We start from the raw sequence: 23,978 nt of genomic DNA on the forward strand, positions 1-23,978 counted from the left end.
ATCCCATTGGCTAAGCTATAGGCGCCATTAACAACCAGCTCGGTGAATCTCGTTATGTCATTATATAGTCACCCAAAACAAGTATGATATTTTTATCGATCATATAAACATTTTCAAACCTTACAAAGTCATAAATTTGCTCAATATAGCCTGTTACGCAAGATGCACTATAACCCATTGGCGTTTGCCACCTTTGAGAAGTTCCAGTTATTTCAGTATAATATAGAAACCACCGGGCTTTATTTTAAGACTGGCCAGTATTACATTCTCTGTCCACAGTCGGATATGCAAACACCGTCTATAGAAGGTGGAACTATTCACCAGTGGCTCGAAAACAATCGTATTATAGGGGTGTGGATCAGCATAGTCAACTCTGTACCGGAACGCTCCGTTCGAATTGATGAACATATAAGCAAAGCCAAGCCTTCTGGAACAGGATACCTTGTAACTGCCGGGGACGTTGCAAATGAAATCAATCTGTTAATCCCAAGTATCTATCCAGACTACCAGATTCTTGAGTATACACCCATTGTTCTCATCAATTTCACGGAACCGATTACTGAAGATGGGGAAAGAGAACTCAATGAAATATTTGAGAAAAATAGTTTCCCTCTAAAAGTAAGGTACATTTCAGACTCATCACGAAAGCTGCCGAAAGAAGAAGAAGTTGCTGACTTGTTCCAAAGGATAACAGCGGCGAGAAAAATTCGCAATAAGTTAAGTAAGAGTCTTTCGCAAGCATGGGAAAAGGATGAAGACACATGGTCGTCTAATAGGGAGACTATCCTCAATAAACCGTCGGATTTAGACTATCGCCCAGACTCGCTTACGAAAAATCGTGGTCGCGCTCTTGTTGATTGTTCCATTTTTCAGCCGGATAACATTCGTAACTATTTGTCTTTGTTCGACCAAATTTGTCTAGTGCCACCTGGTGGCGATCGGGTTGATCAGTTCTTAAATTCATTAGGTGTAACTCAAAAGGAACTGATTGGGTTAATTGAGATGAGCAAGGTGCAATTGATGCTTCCAAACTCAGTTGACAAATATCACCTGCCATTTATAGAAGATGCACTGGCTGCAAATCCGGGTAATATTCATTTTACAAGGTCTATTAATACCCTCGTACTACAAGAGAACCGAAAGCGAAATCCTCTCTTGTTTCCGGCTATACCGACATCTGATAAGCAGTTGTTGTTGCGAACGGTGGATGAAGGATTAGCATTTCTACCAGATGAAATCCGAAACGTAGCGCGAAAAATTGTTGCCGATACCGGACATGGATGGGTTTCTTTGCCGAATGCCATCAATGACAGTAACTCGACTATTCTTAGCAGTTACGGAATTATCAATATTCTCGATCCGATACTAAAGCATAGAACCGGTAATGACCTGAAATTGGAATTGATGATGGCCGCTCCACCTGTTGAGCTGGCCGCCGCAACTGGATCCATACTTATGCCATGTTATGATCTAAATGCTGACATATCGCCATTTTGCGAAATTATTGCTAACTTCTATTCCGGTGTCCCTGGCGAACATAATGTTGTTCCCAATCCGGGCTACACAAACTTTGCAGTGGAAGAGATTCTTGCCATTTCAAAGCATGTTCCTGTTCTTGAGTTTGCCAAGACATTTACAGGTGGTCAAATAAACAGATTTCGTGAGTTAGTTTTTGCTATTTCAGAGAAATCCAAGTCTCATGAAGACCTTGAGGAAACAATTGACGCTTACAATTATTTTGTAAAACAGTATGAGAAGGACAAAAAGCGTTTGTCTACTTGGAATTTACGAGGCTTCATTCTAAACCAGGCAGGCAAAGCTATTGGTAATACCTATGCCTCTTGGGCGCTAAAGTTCCTTACTAAGACCGTATTGAAAAACGGCTCGAGGATTGAAAGGGTAGCAAAAATAATTGATATGATAGAGGGTCAAATTCAGGGTGCATATCCAAGCGCAATTCTTATTAGCAAGATGAAAGACAAAATAAAAGCGAAGATCTGATAAGTTAACTTCGTAGTCACAGCAATTTATATTCACCTATTAATAGTAAGTTATCTCATGAGCATTTCTTGGGAGCAGTTTGATGGTCAAAAGTTTCAACAGTTTTGTAATGAGCTATTACTCCTTGAGGTATCAAAACATTCTCATGTATTTTCTGCACCGGGAGCGGATGGAGGAATCGACCAGCTTTTTTCAGGGACATATGCCGGAAAAACAGGCGAATGGCGCTTTCAAGATAAATTCCACTCGTCCGGCAATAATAGTAAAGATTTGTCCGCACTCAAGCGCGATATTACAGAGGATATTCGGAACCATTATGCGGGCGAAAATTTTTTGGTGTTTATCACCAACCTGAATCTTACACCTGTGAAGGAAAAGGAGCTATTGAAAATTGCGAAGGATGCTCTTATGAATTGTGGAGCTTACTGCGAACCAATCATCTGGCATAAAGCTTTTCTTGAAAGCGTTTTACCAATTCATCCCGTACTATACCATTGGCATTGGGGTTACGGATCAACATCATTGAGACCCTATAAAGAGTTCTTTGCTTCCTCTCTCGCTGCAGGCAACGCAAGAGGGATGCGTTTCAATAATGAGTTTTTCGGAAGAGATGAAGATTTTAGCGTCTTACATGCATTCCTATCATCTGATGATTTATTTTCTCTTGCACTTGTATCCAATGGAGGCTATGGCAAAACCCGGCTGTGCATCGAGTTCATGCGGAGGGTAGAGCGAGAGAAGAACGATTGGTTACCACTTGTGCTTGTTCACCATGGGTATAACACTAACGAACTCGCACGGCTGTTAGGAGAGTCTGGAAGGTTGCTTATACTATTGGACAATGCTAATGAGGTGCCCGATATCGTTGATGATGTAAAACGGCAGATTGAAGCGACAAAGGGTCGCGTAAAGCTCCTGCTTACAACCCGAAATACTCTTTTCAATCAAACTCTCGGGCGAATGAGCAGTCATAATAGCGATGTAAAGAAGCATGAATTAAAAGCCCTCGCGCCGGATGTGGCACTTAAGATGCTGCAAACAGAACTACCACATATAGAGCATAGAAATCTTCTTGCCTTGAGGGATATTTCGCGAGGTGTACCAAATGTGATTCTGGAACTTATTGGGGCTGTAAGAAATGGACAGAGTATCAATACAATCTCTACCAATAACTTCTTTGCGACTAATGTAATGAATATTGTCATGGAAGCAGCAAACAGCATTTTTCGTGAATCTGGAATAGCACAGGGAAAAACAATTGATCTCTTGCAAGTGCTTTCAATCATAAGCCCGGTGAACAATGATGGCAATAATATTGCGTTCATCGCAGCGATGATGGAAGTGGCGGAAGAAAAAGTAGAGACTATCATTAACAGGTTGTCGGACGCGGAACTAATTGAAAAGACTAATACAATTTCAATCAAACCTGATCCTTACAGCGATGTAATACTTGCAGAGGCATGTAAAAGCAGCATGCGCTTAATCAAACGGGTAAAAGACCAGCAAGGTGCAGAAAAATATGTAGAGAACATTGTGAAAAATCTGGCTGAAGCGGAAATTCCGAGTAATGAGAAAGACCTTTTTACCCAGCAAATGCTCAAGGAATACTTTGCGATAGTTTCGGATCCGACCACACCACCTCGAAGGCTAACAGCGGCCTTGGAGTTCGCCAGGAATTTAAGCTATAGTAAGCCCAAATCCGCTGTTATAGTCGTAACTGAATGGATGAAGCTGTTAGCAGTGGATGCGTCTGCATTGTTGGAGCATGACGGGTATACGCAAAAAACATTGGTACAAACAGCTAACGAAATTGTGGCTTGCATTTTAGGAAACGTCGTTGCCGAGGCATTCGTACATGATAAAACAAAGCTTCCGGAGCTGTTTGAGCTGATCGAGCAGTTTATCAAGGCAAGTGGCTATTATAAGGTCCTTAATGCCTGTTTCGGATTTAGACACTGGCATTGTAAGTGTAACGGATATCGTTTGACCGAATGTTGTGGTTTACAGCATTTTCTTAAGGACAGAATAGTTCAATTCCTGTCGAATGCAAACGACCCAAGTCAAATCCGAATAGCATTAGAAGCGCACGATGTATTGATGGAGCTGGAGTTTAATGACGAAACTTACTACGACAATTTCACGATGACCCTTCATTGGGGCTGGTACCAATTGCCCGACTGCGAACACGCAAAGCAGTTCCGCATTGAATCTGTGCAAGCAATAATTGCGTTCTATAAAAGCGGACATGCTACGCTTGAACAAAAACAAAAACTGCTTCCTGCACTGGGGAAAAAATTATTTCAAGTTTCAAAATCCAGCGCCGAGCGCTATAAGTTTAATACCGACGCCGAAATGGATGCTATTCTTTCGTTTCTGCAAGATATATTACAAGAACAACCTGAATTGTGGGAGAAGATTGCAGTTGCCAACGCACCTAAGATTCGCAATAAAAGCGAGATACGCCCGGAATTTGAGTTGAAAATAGAAGCAATAAGGTTTCTAACTAAGGCCGCGGGCAGCCTAAAAGAAGAACTGCAATTGCTGCTTGGAAGCCAGGATTATTTTGACAGCAGGAAAAATGCCGGAAACAACTGCCTGCGCATTCTAAAGGAGTACAGCGATAACGAGCAATTTATCGAGGACTTTATATCGATAAACGCGGGACAGAAGTTAATGTCGACCCCGTTCCATGAATGCCTTACTGCATTTGTGGCGCACGCACCGGAGTTTTCGAAGGCGCTATTTGAGCGAATTATTCACAATTACCCTGACCAAATCCCACTGTATGCACTGTTGATTAGATCAAATAACCAAGACCAAGCGTACTTTAACGATACAACTGAAACTATTCTATCGAAACATCCCGAACATATAGCCAGCGTCGTGTGGATGTTAGTCTATGGCAAAAATCAAGAAGTGGATTATCGCTTCGCAAGTGACTTAGACGTTTTTGAAACGGCCATTAACCAAGAGGACTCCAGGGCAATCGGTCTATTGGAAAGCCAACTTATTTATTATCTATTTGTGGATAAGCACAGGACACTGGCACTTTATGACACTATTCTACCTCTTCTTCACAAAGACCAAATTGCCGGTGTCTTCCATCATATCTATAGCGATGAAGCAGTGACCACAGCCTTCCCGAAAGATCTTTTGGCACTTCTGCACAAACATAAAAAAGTCATTCCACTTGATGAGACATTTGGTGGCAACGAGGTATTGAACTTCATAGAAGAGAGATTTGGATTTGATGAGTTGTACACTTTTATCAGGAAATGGGTAGAGCAGAAGATTGCAAGTAGCACGTATGGGCTATTTTCATTCGACGACCATCGTATGGGAACCAAGGTTTCCGAGGAAAAGCTTGAAGCGGAGCGATTCATGTTTGTCTTACGAAAGTTCATTACTCTCAATCCGGATCAATTTGAGTGGCAACTAGAACGGCAGATTTTGAAAGTGTTTCGGCCAAACAAGGGATTTACAATACTCATGCAGGAAAAATCAATGTCTCTGTTAGAGGAATTCAAGACTAATGAACATGCATTGATGGGTTTGGCAAAGGGACTTTCAATCTTTTCACCCACGTCAGAACCTTTTATTCTTTCAATGTGCGCAATTGCAGATGCTTATTTTGCTCTTATTCAGAAAACACCAACATTCCATCAAACGGCGGATTTCTTTGGGCATGACTTCTATTTTAATGGCGGAATTAAATCAAAATCGGGAAACGGTCCGTATCCAATTGATGTTCAAAAGAAAGAACTGTTTGAAAAAGTGATTGCTAAAAATCAATTTTCGACGGCGGTAATGATTTTTTTGGGAAGATGCCTACAGCGTGTACAGCAAGATATTGATCAAGAAATAGAGTCTAATAGAGCGCGGTTTAGTTGGTATGATTAGCAAAATCCATGCTTCCCATTGACGTCACCAATTCGTAAAATAAGTATCGTTCTAATAGGCTCTGTAATTTTGGTTGTAAAACCTAAAGGGCTTAACAACCACCCGACGGAATCGCTACTAAGGTTCGTGATGCTTGACAATACCTTACTCTTATCCAACGCTCCGGTAAAGGACGAGGTTATATTTGATGTTCCTATTTTCTACAGTACTACGTTTTTCTGTGCTCCCATTATCTTAGGTCTTGAAACTTCCACCCACATGCATTGTTCCGTTTTGAACACGTTGCCGTGTATCATATTGCTTAGGACAATACAAACTGAGAACTTATTTGTAATTACTTATTATGACAAGAGAAGTCACATATCGATTAGCGTCAGTAACAAGAGAGAAATATACATTTCTGAGAGAACTTTCTCATAAACAGTTTGATCAATACGTAGGTCAAATCAAGCGATTGCATATTCTTCAAGCTGAAGGTAAATTATTCAAACTGATAGAACTTAACTATCAAGATCTGAGGGAAAAGATAGAAAATTATAGGTTCTACAAAGATGATAGCGAGGTATTTGATTTAGGATTCATATACTTGGATTCAAACAGGATGGTATTGAACTTTCTTTCCTCTATCCGCACTTATTTAGACCACACAGAAACCAGACTTAAAAGAAAATATGGTGAAGTATCATCGGAATTCCAACTATTTAAGAACGTAACATCCCAGTGTTTTGATTCGAGTTTTGCCTATAGATTTTTAAGTAAGCTTAGAAATTACGCACAACATTGTGGTCTGCCTGCTGGATCGATATCACTGACTTCTGATGAACATGGCAATACATTTACTTTACTTCTTGAAAGGGATAATCTTTTAGCCAATTTTGATAGCTGGGGTAAAACGGTAAAAGAGGATTTAAAACAGCAGAAAAATGAATTTGATCTAATGCACCTCATTGATCAAAAATTCAAGCTATTGGAGTACGTTAATAAAATTATTTCCGATCATGAATACCGGAAGCATTATAGTGACGCCAGGGAATTGCTTTTGCTCATGAAGGAGGTCAACCAAGAGAGTGAAGGTGCGCCAGCTGTAATGCAGATCAGCACTATCGGAGATGATTACTCTGGAGCCTCTTTAATAATCCATGACTTCCCATATGAAGCGATTTCTAGGGCATCTGGTATTAAAATCACTGTACTTCCACCTATATAAGACAGCGTAGTCTATTTTGTCTGAAATTGGATTTTGCAATAGTGGATGATGTTGTTCGTACTGTGCATAAACCCTTTTAACGCAAAGAGTACATAACTATTCCATTATATACTTTCTCCGCCTCAGATTACGCTTGCCCCCTTTGCGGAATAAGAGTCCAGAGTGTATAGATGATAGTTGTTTAAAGGATAAACAATACCTGTTACTCCTTACAGCCTCCTCTCTGATAAATAGTAATGCCGTAATTTGATATGTCTTTACTCCACCTTCACCTTCTGCCTTTCTGTAAGACCACCCGATGACTATACCTCTATAATGTACAGCCTATCTGGTAAATGTAGCAGGGTATTATTACCATTTACTGCTTGTTGTAACACCACACGCCGCGGAGGTCAAACGCACGTACACATATGAGGTCACCGCTTGCCTGAATGTGGATCGTACCGTGGGCAGGATTGGGGGAAGATTAGATGATTTAAGGCGGCTTAATCCACCATCACCCTTTTCCTTTCTGTCGCTCCGGCGGTAGTTTGCACCTCTACAATATAAAGCCCCGCTGGTAAATCAAGTGAAGTACTGTTACCTTTTAAGGCTGGTTGCTGTATTACCACACGTCCGCTAAGATCAAATGCGCGCACACTTTGCAAATCGCTTATAGACTGAATGTGAATAGATCCATGTGTAGGGTTTGGGAAGATTGTTATCGAATGGTTCATATCCCATTCCTGTATGCCCAAAGGCACAGTTCGTACCAGCACCGTATCGTTTTTGGACAGTCCACAGACAGTCTGTACCACGATGTAAGTATCCGTTGCACCAACAGTTGCATTGGCAGTTACGGAGATGATCGCGCCGCTATCAATCAGGCTTCCCTGATGATACCACTTACAGTCAAGTGCTTCGGCAGTAGTATCCCCAACACGCCCTACTTTAACGGTCTTTCCTACTTCTACCCAAGTGTCTGGCCCGGCAACAGCTGGCAGGTCACTTTCCACTACGCTTACGTCGTCAAAGAGGTAGTATGAGTATTGCTTAAATCCCAGTGAACCGGTACTTATAGCCGTTACGACGCCATTTTTGGCGAAGTTCCCGAGTGAAATATATATTTCGTTGCCGGTTGCAGTAAAAGTGCCTTCAATTTTTGTCCAGTTCATAGTATCACTTACTACACTGTTTGTGTATACTTGTGGCATTACGGATGTTATCTCTGACCCTGTAGCTAGTGGAAGACTGTTAACACTTCCGTCGTCTAAATATGCTCCAATTTTGTTATGTGCGTAACCTGATGCTTCTGCAAGATTTATATAAAAGGTTACACAATAACTCTTGCCCGCATTGAGAGTTTCATATAAACGTACCTGTGCATAATCCCTATAGTCAAAAGGTAAAGGAGGATTAGGAGGTGCAGGTGAAGTTTTATCGTAGTAATAATGTCCTCCTATAACTCCATTTCCAAAATGCGCTTTTTGGTAAAAGCTGGTATTATCTGGCACATGCGTATAGTGATCGAGAGAAGTATTTGCACAGGCATTGAAATATTCTCCTATTCCCCAATAATTTGAGTCGATTACCCCACGCCAGTAAGTCGCAAACGTTAATTGATCTCCGTTGTATGGGCAAGTATCATACCGCTCAAAAGAAGGGTTACGTACATAATTGGTCTGTGCCCTGCCAGAAGGCAAAGCACAGACCAACAATATTATGCAGATGAGTAGTGTTCTCATAATAGCAGGTTAATGAACTACAAAACGTAAACAGGTACTCTGACCGTTACCGATACAAACCAGGTATACGCCAGGAACTGCATTCGTCAGACGAATATCGCTCCTCCCATTATTAAAGGTAAGATTTGATGTGTAAACAACCATACCCAGAGCATTGTACACTTTTACCGGTACCGTCTCCGCATTGGGCACATACTGAACCAGGCTAAAGCTGCCAGTGTTTGGGTTCGGGTACAGGCTATAGGCTGCAGATCCTTTTACCTCCTGGTTGTCCGCGATACGGTAAAAGCTGCTGGCGCTGCTCCGGTTACAGCCATCGTCGTCATACACTACATGCACACCGTTTACGATCCCCAACAGGGTACGCGCCATAAATACCGCTGCCCCATCCACTGACGGACATTTGAGCGCGAGCAGCTGCAAGCCTGCCGTGTCGGTAAATGTTCCGGTAAGGTAGGACAGGTAATAGTTGAAGTAGGATGCATAGTTGTCCACTACCGTATCGGCTTCAGTATAATCACTGATTGAAACGTCTGTATCTACCGGTATAAAGCCTGTAGCCGAAGGTTGGTAGCTGATCAGGTCTGCTGCCGTTTCCACGTCACCATCCGCTAATGCCTGTTGCACAGAAGTCACCCAACCGAAACGGCTACCTGCTGCTTGGGTCATAAACGTGGCAAAGGTGGGAAAGCTGTCCGAAAGGCTTGGGTCGATCAGCCCCGCTTCATACAGTGATAGCTGTGCCATCCACTGTGCCGGTTTACCGTCCTGTCCGTAACCCAGGCTATCCGCCAATACCAACATAGCCAGGCTTGGCCCAACCGAACGAAGACGGGACAATGGGTAGTAACGACTTGGAAAATGGCTGCTGCCTAGACAGCTTGAAGTGTAATCCGTAGCCATTAAGCTAGAGGAGTAAAATATGTATGGTGGTACGACGGGAGATCCAGAGTTATGTGAAGGTGTTTCCGTTGCATAACTTGATCTGAAATAAAGCTTGGACAGTCGTGTATCCCTTAAGTTTTCTCCAAATGTCTCAAAGCTTGTTCCTCCTGTATATCCACTCCATGTATTCAGTCCGGCTCCGTAGCCTAGAGGTGGTACATGCGTCATAAAGTCGATCTCAGAATTCAGGTTACCGACATCACTACCTAGAATAAAACCGTAAACACCATTGCTCATACTGTTGCCATACCAGCGTATGCCGGTCTGGGGGCGTGTAAGTCCAAAGTCAAATCCACGGCCTATATTGGTCGTGCTGTTCACGCACACCCGCAGGTCGGTATTGAAGGCTGCAAATACTGCCCTTATCTTATCGCTACTTTTCGTGCTGCCGTCACCGCTTAGGATGTTGTTCTGGACGGTACCCTTTTGTGTACTGCCTATGTAGATACCGTATTGCGCCTTCGCTGTGCCGTTCAACCTCATACTGATCGTGTTGTTTTCCACCAAAGCACGGATGGCAGCCATACCGGTCACCTCTATGCCGTTATATACACCGCTCAGGTTATTGTTGGCAATAACCGCCGTATCAGCAGGGGTAGATGAAGTTGCGCTAGACATGCCCTGTACGCTGATTGCCTGCTGCATGTACTGGCCGGAGGTGCTGCCTCCACTCATCCAGGGGTGCGTAGCGCTTAGCGTGTTTAGTTCAATATGTGTGGAGCGATTCGCGTTCGGCTTATTCGGCCGTAAGAAAATGGCAGTAGGAATATTCCCCATCACGTTATCGCTAATTACCACATTACCATAAAGATTTTTGAGATTGGTAATGTTGACGCCATAAAAGGCCGGGGTGTTTGTGGCATTGTTACTGCTGGCTATCCTGCATCGTTGAATGTACGTATCGTAAAAATCCGATGCCTGTATACCGGTAATACAATCGAAGAACTTATTGGGTGCATTGGTATTTATCGGTGGCTGAACCACAGACAACAGGTACTGCCCGCTGCCTCCTGCTGCTGCGTAAATGCCGCAGCCCATGTAGATTTTAGGAGGAGGTGGAATACCTCCCGTCGCAGGAAGATCAGGTTGCTGCATATTGATGAAATAGTTGTTCCAGCTCACCAGGTTTGTCCTCTCAGCATAGATACCTGCACTGGTATTATCAAACAGGTTCGCCCGGAAGCTGTCTATAGTTCCGCCGACATTACCAACGCGTATACGATAGTATTTGCTGCCTGAATAAGTACCTATGCCACGTAGCATGATGCCCGCCACGGCAGACTTTCCATTCTTCGTCCACACCGGATCATAGTCGTTGTGTACCGCAAACGGAGGTTTAGCTCCATTGCTGATCGGCGCACGCAGGCTGTAATAGTCCGGCCAGCTCAACGGGTAAGTGCTGCCCGTTTTGGTAAACTTGCGGCTCACAAAGGCTGCATTCTGTACCAGCACCGGATAAGTGGTATCGCTGGTAACGGCGGTATAATTATCCATCAGCAGGCTCACTACGTTACGGTTGAACACCGCGCTGTCGATGCTCACCATATAGCCGGAAGCGGGTGTAATTGGGTTCACCGCACGGATGGCTGTATCTGCATCTTCTATCAGGCTGTGGCTTTTCACCGTAATGCGTCCGGAATAGCCACCGCCGCTGGTCAGGTCTATGCCTTTCCAGAGCTTGCTGGTATCGGGACATACAAATAGGTGACTGCTGTCCAGCGTGAGCACCGCATTGCCGACTACACTGATCTTTACACCCGGCTCCATCAGCATCTGCACATTGTCGAAGGTAAGCGAGCTGCTCATGCTCAGGTCGCCGCGGGCGTGGTAATATCCGGGAGCCAGACTGCCCGAAATACTGCCGGACAGCGGCGTATAACTGCTTGTTTTAAATACTTTTGCCGGAGAGCAACTACACGGTACGACGCGGAATGTATCCTTTGCGCTGGAACAGCCATCGCTTACCGATACGGAGTAGAAAGTCGTGTCCCAGGTGATCACAGGCAGTACACGATTGGTGCTCACTACCGTTCCCGAAGCATTCTTCCATTCATACGTCATCGAAGGGCATCCGGTAGACGGAGGACCGGCCAGCAGGTAAGACTTGCAGCCACCGGTAGCCGAATCTGTGATCTTCACCACGTTTGCAAGGTCTACTTCCGTAAGGGAAAGATTGTCTATCGCAGTCGTGGCAATACATTCGTTCGTAGCCTTAGCTCCGGCAATACGCAACTGTAACATATCAATAGTTTCGCTGCCACAATAACCGAAGCTGAATTTAAAATGCTGCCAACCGGAAGTGCTGATTGAATCGGTGCGGAAGCTCTTTGAACCTCCCGGCCAGGGAGTACTCAGCAACCCATCAACCAGCGATGTGTTGGTAAAGCCGAGCGTAAGAGAGTCTTTTACCGGGTAGGTATAACCGCCGGATACAGTAGAACCTGGTTTATAAGTACGTATCGCATCAAATTCAATCACATAACGCTTGCATTGTTTGAGTGTATCGGCCAGTTGAATTAACAGACCTTCCGCACCCAAAGGCTGATAGCGGTTGTTGCTGCCGGAAGGCATTACCTTGGCGTCCGGAAGGCCGTCCGATTTAAGCGCGAAAGGCCAGATGTAGAAGCTGGAACCGGGCCATGTCCAGGGAAAAGAGGAAGGAGCCATGCCGAAGGCGGGCAGCACACCATCCGAATTTTCATGGTAGCTGCCGCGGATGCAGGTGCCGTAGGCATAGTTAGACTTGCAGATGTACGGATAGCCGTCCGACAAATGGGTTCCATTCAGACGCCCGATGAGCGCATATAACATAGGCCCATTGATAAACGTGTTGTTGACAAGGCTGTCGGTGAGCGTCTTCACTTCGGTTCCTGCTTCAAAGTCGCCGTTGAGAATCATATTGCTGCCTTTTGGCGCAGACACATTATTCCCTTTTGTTACATTGATGGTATAGACCACAAATCCCCCTTTTTCTTTACCGTCGTAGAGGTTAAAACCAAAATGTGCCCGTCCGTAAAAGTTGTGCCGGGGAGAAAAGGTAATAGTACGGTTACTGTTGCTAAGCACCACCAGGTCGTGGTTGTTGCCAGGATTACCGCAGCCGCGGAAGTTGACCAGCGAACCGGGGTACACAGATAAAGTGTCGCCGTCTTCATCCATAAGTGTGGTGTCCAAGCCGAGGTTAATCGTGAGCGTTGCGCCCGAATCGTTTTTCAGCGTGTAATCCGCTGGCAGCAACTCAGATACTGAAGAGTCCGGAAAAATAGCCCTGTATGCATCCGAGTTCATGCGCTTACTCCAGGGGATATTGTTGGTGAGCAGTGTAGTGGAAGCAGCGCTGAAAGTTGGGTTTAAAGGCAACCGGATAATATCCCGGAAGGTTTCTATGTCCTGCTTGGAATAAGTACGGATGCTATTTCCTTCCCTGATCCAGGAGTACATTACCGACGGTTGGTAGTCTCCGGGGGTCAATCTATGGTATAAGCTATATATGCCCCAGACTACATGGGAATAGTCGGTGGTAGTAGCGGCATTGTCTGTGTTATAGACAAAGAAGTTGTGCGGGGGGCGCTTGCCGTTCCCTACAGCAAAATACATCTTACCTGTTGGAGGCTTTACGAACCCGATCAGATGTCTGATCGAATCGAAGGGCGAAAGAGTCACCATAGGGTCTGGGATTATATGCAGGGATGTGTCGTAAAACGAAACGGGCAGGCGAGTGGAAGATACACCATGCGCTCCGCCCACATCCTGCCAGGAAAACCAGCCGAGCAGGTGGCTCACAAAATGCAGCAATTCCGAATACAGGTCATACTGCATGGGTGTGGGCATACCAGTTCCATTATTAAATGAAGGTTCCATGGAGGAGGGAGGTGACAGCCTGCGTGAAAAATCAAACATCTCAGGCTTAAAAGCCCTGAAGTTCATTCGCATATTAGCATGGTAATCCCCTGGGTTCGGGTCTGTGCCGCTGGTGACGAAGCGGTGCACGAAGCCGTTTTCATAAGCCCCGGCTACGAGGGAAGACGAAGGAAAGAAGGGTGTTGCATTTCCGAGGGTTGAGGCCCAATAGCTTGATGAAAAAGTATAGGACTTGCTGTAGGAAGTATCGACGTGTATTCGGATGTATTCGCCAGCAGCTGTATTCAGTCCGCTAAAATCAAATACGGACTGAACATAACTGAATACTGCGCACATCGTATTACGCCTCGCAAGCCCGATACCGCCCGTATCGGAAAAGCCCCCTGCGGGAGCACCGGTTCTCCTGTCTTCATAATACAGGATAAATTTACCACAGGTGTCAATGGCGGATGCAGGAAAAGCTCCAGGGGCAGTTAAGGCCGCCGTCGCACCGGTAAAAGGAGCAGTAACGGTTAGACTGTCCTGTCCCGGCCTGTTCAGTCCGCAAAAGCCATGTTGCAGACTGTCTTGCGCACGGCAAATCCATGCTGTCAGAAGCAGCATAGGAAGGAGTAAAAGCTTTCTCATTAGAAAGGGGAAATTGAAGGGTTATAAGAAAGGAAGGGAACGCCTATTTAGGCCGAACAGAAAGCAATACTACCGTCGCTTCAAGTAGCGAACGGCTCCGCCGCGCGCGGAAAATATCGGTTGCATAGGTGCAAGCATTTTAAAGGATGAACAATATTGTTTACTCCCTATCTGCCTCGTGGCCGCTGCCGCCTTAAAACAATCAGGTAGCATGGGCTTCACTCATACTCGCCGGTAAGGGGTTCGAAGCCCTCGTACGCAAGTACAGCTAACACCCACGCTACCTGCGCGGGCGTTAAGCTTTATACCTGACTGCGTACTTAATTTTCGAACTTTTACCGGCAGTGTTGTATAATCGCTAAACGCTAATATTTTCTACAATCTGATTTTTGTTTCTTTATTGAGCGAAAATAACTCATAATCTCTTCCCGTTAATTGCTTTGCCTTTAATCAGAACGAAAAACCTCTAGCAGTATAAAAGTAGCTTGAGCAAACATCAGATGTTTGTCTTTTTTGTAAAACACCGTTTTTACGCGACCAACGGCATATTTTGACCTTTTAACGGATTATAATTAGCTGTGGTGACCAAGCCTCAGACAATTTCGTCTGACTATATCATATGGTGTAGTTGCTTTAAATCGTTGATTAACGATTTATAACTAGCTCCCCAACTCTGATAAACGCTTCCCGGCGCTGTTGCGCTTTTTTGCTACATGACTTCAGTTCAAATTGAGGTATATCCAATAACAACGACTTTGCATATTGCAAGTCTATTTTTCACATGCGGGTACAATGTATTTACGCCGCAAACAAAAAAAGCTGTGTAGCATGTATGTAAAGAATTTAAGGGGAGAATGCAGTGAAAAGGTAATATACTAATACAAAAGACCAACCATAAATTAATTTGTACTTATAGGGGTAATTCACTTTTTAAAAATTTATTCAACAATATATGGCCTAAAAAAATCCTCAACTATATCACTAAATTCAACTTCCTGTATTCCGACAACCTCTGCAAATTCGCTCTCATATCTTTTAATCAAATCAAGCTGCGTCTGCTCAAATAATGAAGAATTGCTTTTGGCCCAGTCGGAAAACAACATTAACGCCTGGTGGGTACGAACCTCTTTGTGTTCGATGAACATCATGACAATTTTAATGAAAGCTATTTGCCAATTATCATCGTTGTCTCTGACAAAAGGATTGGAGTCTAGCATAAAAATAATCATCTTGTCTACATGAATTTTATCCTTAATTCCAAGTGAAAAAAGCTCTATTGGTATTCCTGTTATATTTCCATGATACGAGATAGCTTCAATGTAACAGGCTAATTTTTCTGCAAGCCTTTCGTGATGGACGTCCGGTATCATTTTTACAAAGAAGCACAGGTAAATGCCGGCTTCAGAACGATGATACCCGACCAGATGTAGCAAAAGTATATCGAAAACAATGTCAATATAGTTTTTATCAACTTCATTGGCTATATGTCGGATGATTTGCTTGGGGTGACACCAAAGGCCATTTCGGTGCGTTCTCCAGGTAATAATGTCTTCTGTAAAAACCAAAAATGCTAATTTGAATCCTTCGCTGTTCGTTTTGCCGATATAATGTTTTAAAACCGGATTCCAACTTTCAAAATCTTTTCCCTCCATATCTTTAGTCGGATAATACAAATAAAGAGACGTAAGAATTTTCAGGATTAATTCTTCCGATAATATTTCAATCAATTCTTCAACAGATTTATCATTACTAATTACATTGAAGCATGCTTTTTGAATTTCTATTGGACAATCCTCAGACGTGTAGGCTACAATTTTAGTGATCTCAGGCAATCCCGGAATTTGTTTGATAATATAATTTTGTTCTTGGAGTGAAAGACTTGTCCAATTGCAAACAAATAATCTTATAGTTCTTGCTTGAAAAATAGGTATTTCGATTTTAAAAAGTCGCTTAATGAGCACTAACCTTTTTTGCTTGGAAATTTCATTAAAGTTCTGGTAGATAAACTGATGGAGGGTGTCAGATAAGTTTGTATTGTAATTTTTACCCTCAAGATGACCTGGAAGCCAGTCAAGATAGGCATGCATTATTTTAACTTTAGTTCCTATATTCACTTTTGCCTCATATAGCGCCCCACCAAACCGACCAGTGTTAATATGAACGTCTGATGGCAAATGTTTAAAAAGAACAATCATTAGTTCCCCCCACAAATACCACATTTTTCTTTCAACAGAATTCTCTATATCATACATCCAATCAAACGCTGCGTGAGCATGGCCAGAAGCAAACTGCGTAAATAATTGAACTGCGCTTAAAACAACAAACGGCTCGTCGAAGGCTTTCAACATAAAAGCTAATAGGTAGTTCCTTTGGGTATTGTCTTTTATGTATGGCCATGACCGGAATAAACCTTTTATAAGCTGAAATTTCACATAGGGGTCGTTCTCAAAATAAATGCTTGTTAATTCGTCGACAGTCTTATCTGTGATACTCGCTGCAATTAAGAATGCTGCGCGTTCTCTTATGGAAGCTTCATCAAATTTTAAGAAGGGTTTTAACGCTTGGATATCGTATGATATCCGCTTTTTCTTACCCTTTGTTGCCTTTATTAGAGCTTTCATTAAGCCAAAGGCCTGATAGGCATTGGGTAATTCCATTTTGACTTGATATTCCGCCCAAAGAGTTAATGCCTCTTTATTTTCAAAGTATATTGATCTATTCCATGTTGTTTCAATACTTTCCGTATCCGGTATAAATGCTATACCGTCTTGCCAATAATAATTTTCTGTGCCAAAGTCTATACGATTCTCAAATTGCACTTTTAATTGTTCCCTTTGTGCATCATTGAGATATGCATAATTATTAACCAAGAAAATAATACTGTTGTCTCTTACTGATACAAATGTTGATTGACTCGCTAATATTCCCAACTGAACCACTCGTTGGTGTTGTTTCGGATTAACACAATTGCGAATCAAAAGATATAGATTTTTTACCGCTTGCAATGCAACACTAGCATTCAAACATCCTATCAATTTCCCGAATGCGTTTAATGCAGCATCGAACCTTATAGGATTTTTACCATTAAGTAAATTTCTTGCCCCTTCCTGGTAAATCGGATGACTAAACACATATTCAGTGCCAGTAAAATTGATATACCCTATATCTATCACTTTAGAAAGAGTCTGCCGAGCTTCTTTATTAAGTGCTTCGGGTTGTTCATATTCCCTGATTTTATATTTCGGGATCGAATTAGATCCGAATAGGCTACTACCGATAGACCTTGTAAGGTTTTGATTTATGCCCGGCAGGTAGTCCTTTGTAACATCTAAAATGTAATCCAGGTCAGCGTTCATAAGGCCTCTTTGAGTTGACACACCAATGCCAAAAATTTGCATCAAAAAAACAGTGGTCTCATCGGATAAAATCCGGTTAGTAATATCGATTGCCTTAAATGTTGCAAAGTGTTTTATTTCATCTACCGTTTTTGCAACGATGTTCCCGCTATCTTTTGCAAGATGAACAAGTTGACCAGGTTGAAGTATGTCTGAATCGGGAAGATCTTCAATCGCTTTGTTTATTAACTTCTGATTATCCAAAGAAATATTCGGTACGGCTTTGCATAGTTGTCTCCACACCTTGTGTAAAAAGGATCGATTTAATATAGTTTGATCATGCCAGATGTAACCTCGCAAGTATGCTCCTTTTATTTTGTTAACAATAACATCGTTAGAGGTACAGATCAAATATCTATCCGGATAGCCTTTTAATCCGCTTACAAGATTTTCAAATTGTTTGTATGCGGTCGAATCTATTTGGTCAGGATATTGCCCAAAAGGATCTTCTAGATAGCAAACACGTGCCTCGGTTGCATAGTCAAACAGGAACTGTTCTGCCTCTCTGATATTAAGCGCTGGCCGGTAGTTAATTGAAGGCCACTCCTCGATTAAACGATTGACTATGTAATAGGCCATTTGAGTTTTGCCACATAGAGTGATTCCTGTCAATAGCAATAATTTGTCCTTTTTGAGCAGGTTGTACAAATCATTCTCTTCTCCAGTTGGTATATAAGTTGTATTCTGTGCAGGTGGTCTTGATCGATAAGAAAGTAATACTCTATTTATCTCTCCAAGGATATTAACACCATTTGTCCGGTTACTTTTTATCACGCCAGTTAATTCCTCAATTGCAATAAAATGGGATACCACCGTGATTTGGAATAAAGTCAGTAAATCAGAGACACGCTGATAGATAAATTTTTCATCCAGTTGATCTGCAATGAAAATTTTATCCATTAGGTTGATGATCTCCTGAATAGTTAAACCGGATAAATGGTTTATTATGAAAGCGTCCTTCTTTGCTTTGCCATCCTTAACTCGCTTGAGTATACTTTCCTTGAATTCTTTCGCAACCTTTTGAGCAATTTGATTCGCATATGAGGGTTTCTCGAATTTGGAATTGTTCAAGATTATTCGGTATTCCTCTGCAAATGCTTCTGCTCTCGCTGAGGTAATCAAATAGAATCTTTGGAGCTGATTAGATGTGATTTTTGATAAAATATATTCGTCGTCTCGCTTGGCAGTGAACTTTGTAACGCACTCTATAAAGTAGTTCTTATCTAATGGAGACAATTTGTTTTTGCACTCGAATTCAAAGTTTTCTTTTAAACCTGTTTTGGGATTTACAAGCGACAACGCTAAATCTTCACGATCAAGTTTATCGATATAGATTTCATCAATTGCTTTCGTTTTTGAGAATAACAAAATCATATATAAGCTTACCAGGTATTGATAATCGTAACCTGTGGGGCCATTTTTAGTGACAGACATAATAGTATTTATGGAAGTAAGATTACTAAAGAATTGAAACGCCTGATTCACTAACTAAGTAAACTGTCAATTCTAACTTTTCTAAAGAAGGTTTAATTCTTTCAAGTAAGTGCCTATGATTTTCGGGAAACGCCATACCGGCCCTAATTTCCTTTCCGTATTGCTCATTGATTGTTGTCAAAGACTTTAAAAGTGCAACACTCACATGCGACCATATTTGGTTGCCGTTGAATGGTCTTCCGAAGCGTTTAGTATTTTTAGTGCCACTGGTTTCGCCCTTAGCTTCTATATAAATAAAAGTCCCCTCGACATCTTTAGCGATAATGTCAATTCCCTTTTGTCTTAGGGTGAGTTTTTGGATTATTTGATAATCCAGCTGAATGAAATATTCGGAAAGCTTCTCTATAACATCAGTTTCAGTTAGCATACACAGCCATAAGGTTATAACAATACAAGATAGAACAATTTATATTTTTTCTTAACAGTCACCATTATCATTATACACAGTTCATAAGAATACGTGAACTTCATTTCTCATTTTCGTTATTTTCTCCGCATGCTTTTTCTTGCAGCTTGTGTGATTTTAATAATCATTTAGCGAAAGATATTCCTGATTTATTTTCTTCCTGTTTCTGAGGAACTTAGCAAAAACTGAGCAAAAAAAATTTTGTTCTGCAATATTGGTTTGTTACTATTGATAGCAAATATTTGATGCTAAAAATATCAAAAATAGCTTTCAGCATTTTAAAATCAATAGGATGGAACGCCATATCGTGCATTGTGACTTGGATACGTTTTTTGTATCCGTTGAGCGGCTGCAAAACAGCAGCCTCGTTGGAAAGCCAGTATTGATCGGCGGCAGTTCAGATCGTGGCGTAGTTGCCTCCTGTTCTTATGAGGCGCGGCGTTATGGCATTCACAGTGCCATGCCTATGCGCCTTGCCCGCCAGCTATGCCCGGAAGCCATTCTGGTGCGAGGTGACTATGAACAATACAGCAAATATTCCAACATAGTGACCGAAATCATTCAGGAAGCTGCACCATTGGTGGAAAAAGCCTCTATTGACGAACACTACCTAGATATAACCGGATTGGATCGCTACTTCGGTTGCTGGAAATGGACCCAAGAACTCCGGAGCCGCATTATCCGAGAAACCGGCCTGCCTATTTCTTTCAGTCTTTCAATAAATAAAACGGTCTCTAAGATCGCTACCGGCACAGCAAAGCCCTGCGGCAAAAAGCAGGTGCCTACCGGCGACGAAAAGCCCTTCCTGGCACCTTTATCTATTCGCAAAATCCCGATGGTCGGAGAGAAGACCTATATGCTGCTGCGCAATATGGGTGTCTCTAAAATTTACACCATTCAGCAAATGGAAGTGGAAACCATGCAGCAGGCGCTGGGAGAAAATGGGTAACAATCTGGAGGAAGGCGAATGCCCTGGATGAAAGCCCTGTAGTACCCTACTCAGAACAAAAAAGCATGAGCAAAGAGCAGACTTTTGAACAGGATACTATAGATATACAATTACTACGCAAGGTCATGCTCACTATGATCGACGAATTGGCCTTTGAGCTGCGTAAAGACCAGAAACTAACGTCTTGTCTCACGCTTAAAATAAAATACAGCAATCACGACACTCATACAAAACAGGTAAAGATTGCTTATACCAGCTCGGAGCGCATTTTATCCGAACTCTGTTTACAGCTCTTTGAGAAACTATACAGCCGCCGTATGCTTATCCGCCTGATTGGTGTCCGGTTCAGCGGGCTAATCGGGGGTAGTTACCAGATCGACCTCTTTGATGACAAACAAAGAGACCTCTCACTGGCTACAGCAATGGATCACATCCGGCTCCGTTTCGGCCTTGAAAAAATCATGCGTGGTGTTAGCCTTTAAAGTAATGTTATGCTGTTCAATATTCATAGTTATTATAGCCTGCGTTATGGCACGCTCTCTATCGGAGAACTGGTGGAGGGGCTGCAACAGCGCGGCTATCACTGTGCTGTACTGACGGACATCAACAACAGCACCGGTTCTCTTGCATTTATTAAAGCATGTAGTCAGGTTGGTATACGCGGTCTTGCGGGTATGGAATTTCGCAACGGAGATACTTTGCTGTATGTTGGCATTGCCCGTAACCCGGCAGGATTTAAAGAACTGAATGAATTAATGACCAGGTGCAACCGTGAAAAATCTGCATTGCCAAAGACCGCACCTCAATGGCAACATGTAAATGTGATTTATCCATTCGGAACTGAATTGGAAAGGCCATTCAGGGACAATGAATACGTCGGTATCCGACACCAGCATCTAAATAAAATCCGCCTTCAGAAAGGGCTATACGAACGTTATGTCATCTGGCAGCCGGTTACTTTCATTACTAATGACCAATACCGTCTGCATACACAGTTGCGTGCTATCGACCATAACGTGCTTATATCACAATTAAAGCCCGGCGAATGCGCCGATGCAGGAGAAGTATTCCCTTCTCGCAGGCAGTTGCTGGCTAAGTTTAAAGACTTTCCGGAACTGATCGCTAATACCGAATGCCTTTTATCCGGTTGTTCTTTTGACTTTGACTTCAACCGTCAGCGTAACAAACAAACCTTTACTGGCAACCGCTATGATGATAAGCTGCTGTTGGAAAAATATGCGATGGATGGTTTTATGCACCGTTATGGCCGCAGAGACCAGGCCGCAAAACAAAGAGCGTTACGGGAATTGGAAATTATCGACAACCTAAATTTCTCTTCTTACTTCCTAATTACGGATGATATCTGCCGGTATGCCCGCCATCGTAATTTTCACTATGTGGGACGTGGTAGCGGAGCTAATAGCCTGATCGCCTATTGTCTTGGTATTACTGATGTATGCCCGATTGAACTGAACCTGCCCTTTGAGCGGTTCCAGAATCCCAAGCGGAAATCTCCGCCGGACTTTGATGTTGATTTTTCCTGGGCCGAACGTGATGAAGTGTATGATTACATCTTTAAGCGCTACCAGGGCGGTAAAACCGCACTCATGGGGGCGATGAGCACATTCCGGTCACGTAGTATTATCCGGGAGATGGGAAAGGTCTACGGATTGCCGAAGGGCGATATTGACCGTCTGGTTCATGAGCCGGACAGTATCCTCAACAAAAATGAAATTACCCGGATGATACTGAACGTCTATCAGCAGATCGAGGATTTCCCAAACCTGCGAACGATCCATGCTTCCGGTGTACTCATATCTGAAGAGCCGCTGACCTGTTATTCTGCGCTGGATTATCCGCCCAAAGGATTGCCGACTGTGCAATACGACATGCATCTGGCCGAAGACATAGGGTTTGAAAAGTTCGACATCCTTTCCCAACGAGGTATAGGTCATATCAAAGACTGCAAAGAGATCATCAAGGCCAACCGGGGAGTGGTCGTAGATACATCCAGACCAAAGGAGTTTTTTAAAGATCCGGTGATTGCGACGCAGCTCCGCTCTGCAAAAACGATTGGCTGTTTTTATATCGAATCACCTGCCATGCGGCAGTTGATCATTAAACTGGCCTGCGATACTTACAGGACGCTGGTAGCCGCCAGTTCAATTATCCGTCCGGGAGTAGCCTCGTCTGGCATGATGAAGGCTTTTATTGAGCGGCATCACGATCCTACCAAGATTGAACACCTGCATCCCATTATGGAAGAGCAACTGGGTGAGACTTATGGAGTCATGGTGTACCAGGAAGATGTCATGAAGATCGGTCATCATTACGGTGGTCTGGATATGGCGGATGCAGATGTATTGCGGCGCATGATGAGTGGTAAAGGACGTAGCAAAAAGCATTTGGAAGAGATACACGACAAATTTTTTACTAATTGCCGGGAGAAAGGTTATGATGAAGCGATTACCAAAGAGATCTGGCGGCAGATGGAGAGCTTTGCCGGATATAGTTTTAATAAAGCACACTCCGCTTCTTTTGCAGTTGAAAGCTACCAGAGCCTGTTCCTGAAGACCTATTACCCGCTGGAGTTTATGGTGGCCGTACTCAATAATTATGGCGGCTTTTACCAACGCAAGGTATATGTGAATGAAGCGCGCATTTCCGGGGCAAACATCAACCTGCCCTGCATTAATACCAGCGCATTCAATACTTCTATAACCGGAACAGATATTTACCTGGGCTTCGACTGCCTATTGCACATGGAACGGGAACTGGCGCTGCGCATCCCAGAAGAACGTCAGGCGCGTGGCCCATATACCAGCATTGAGCATTTCAGTTTGCGTACCGGAGCCGGACTGGAGCAGATTATCCTGCTAATCCGCTGTGGCGCATTCCGTAGTCTTGGCATCGGCAAGAAAGAACTGTTATGGGAGGCACAGATGTTGCTCAATACACCTAAAACAAAAGCGCGTAACCCCAACCTGCTATTCGGTTCCCCGGCGCAAAATCCAAAATTACCCAGCCTGGAGCATAGCCTGCTGGAAGATATTTACGACGAGATCGAACTGATCGGCTTTCCTGTGAGTGCTACCATGTTTGACCTGGCCAGATCATCTTTTCGGGGAGATGCATCTGCTCAGGCACTGATAGGCTATGTAGGAAAAACGGTACGTATGGTCGGTGATTTTGTATGTGATAAATACGTGCAGACCAGGAACGGTCAAGTGATGAAATTTGGCACCTTCCTGGACGTAAGCGGTGAATTTTTTGACACGGTACATTTTCCGCAATCACTCGCCCGTTATCCACTCAATGGCAACGGACTTTACCTGGTGGAAGGAAAGGTCGTCAGTGAATTTGGCTGCCCGGCAATTGAAGTCAGCAAAATCGGGCGAATGCCTTTAAAGCCCGATCCTCGCAGCGAATAACTATTGCCTTACATGCCAGATACTCCCGATTAACAGCA

The 23,978-nt window shown here is 43.2% G+C and carries 10 protein-coding genes; 6 read left to right on the forward strand and 4 right to left on the reverse strand.

From position 1 onward, the window contains the following. The first annotated feature begins 162 nt into the window (after positions 1–162). The 3 genes from ABD846_RS11695 (at position 163) to ABD846_RS11705 (ending at position 7,108) form a co-directional block, all read left to right on the forward strand. Positions 163–2,001, forward strand: a complete 1,839-nt coding sequence (locus ABD846_RS11695; RefSeq protein ID WP_344827085.1) for a hypothetical protein — start codon at positions 163–165, stop codon at positions 1,999–2,001. Between the two features lie 57 nt (positions 2,002–2,058). Next, entirely contained in the window at positions 2,059–5,901 is a 3,843-nt protein-coding gene (locus ABD846_RS11700; RefSeq protein ID WP_344827088.1) for a hypothetical protein, read from the forward strand. A gap of 343 nt (positions 5,902–6,244) precedes the next feature. After that, positions 6,245–7,108: a hypothetical protein gene (locus tag ABD846_RS11705; protein WP_344827090.1), complete on the forward strand. Its 864-nt coding sequence runs from the start codon at positions 6,245–6,247 to the stop codon at positions 7,106–7,108. Positions 7,109–7,593: 485 nt separating this feature from the next. Here ABD846_RS11705 and ABD846_RS11710 read toward each other — a convergent pair whose 3' ends face one another. The 4 genes from ABD846_RS11710 to ABD846_RS11725 form a co-directional block, all read right to left on the reverse strand. After that, entirely contained in the window at positions 7,594–8,832 is a 1,239-nt protein-coding gene (locus ABD846_RS11710) for a T9SS type A sorting domain-containing protein (protein WP_344827092.1), read from the reverse strand. A 9-nt stretch (positions 8,833–8,841) separates the two neighbouring features. After that, complete coding sequence (locus ABD846_RS11715) at positions 8,842–14,241, reverse strand: T9SS type A sorting domain-containing protein (RefSeq protein WP_344827095.1); 5,400 nt, start codon at positions 14,239–14,241, stop codon at positions 8,842–8,844. A 962-nt stretch (positions 14,242–15,203) separates the two neighbouring features. After that, positions 15,204–19,094, reverse strand: coding sequence for an nSTAND3 domain-containing NTPase (locus ABD846_RS11720; RefSeq protein ID WP_344827098.1), 3,891 nt, complete (start codon positions 19,092–19,094; stop codon positions 15,204–15,206). Between the two features lie 25 nt (positions 19,095–19,119). Next, complete coding sequence (locus tag ABD846_RS11725) at positions 19,120–19,521, reverse strand: hypothetical protein (protein WP_344827101.1); 402 nt, start codon at positions 19,519–19,521, stop codon at positions 19,120–19,122. Between the two features lie 331 nt (positions 19,522–19,852). Between ABD846_RS11725 and ABD846_RS11730 the strand changes: the two genes are divergently transcribed. From ABD846_RS11730 to ABD846_RS11740, 3 genes are all read left to right on the forward strand, one after another. Next, positions 19,853–20,509, forward strand: coding sequence for a DNA polymerase Y family protein (locus ABD846_RS11730; RefSeq protein ID WP_344827103.1), 657 nt, complete (start codon positions 19,853–19,855; stop codon positions 20,507–20,509). A 65-nt stretch (positions 20,510–20,574) separates the two neighbouring features. Beyond that, positions 20,575–20,991, forward strand: coding sequence for a DinB/UmuC family translesion DNA polymerase (locus ABD846_RS11735; RefSeq protein WP_344827106.1), 417 nt, complete (start codon positions 20,575–20,577; stop codon positions 20,989–20,991). Positions 20,992–21,000: 9 nt separating this feature from the next. Then, positions 21,001–23,940 (forward strand): DNA polymerase III subunit alpha, encoded by a 2,940-nt coding sequence (locus ABD846_RS11740; protein ID WP_344827109.1) that lies wholly within the window; start codon positions 21,001–21,003, stop codon positions 23,938–23,940. The last annotated feature ends 38 nt before the right edge of the window (positions 23,941–23,978 follow it).

Origin of the sequence: Rurimicrobium arvi, from assembly GCF_039540495.1 — a bacterium.
GTDB lineage: Bacteria > Bacteroidota > Bacteroidia > Chitinophagales > Chitinophagaceae > Rurimicrobium > Rurimicrobium arvi.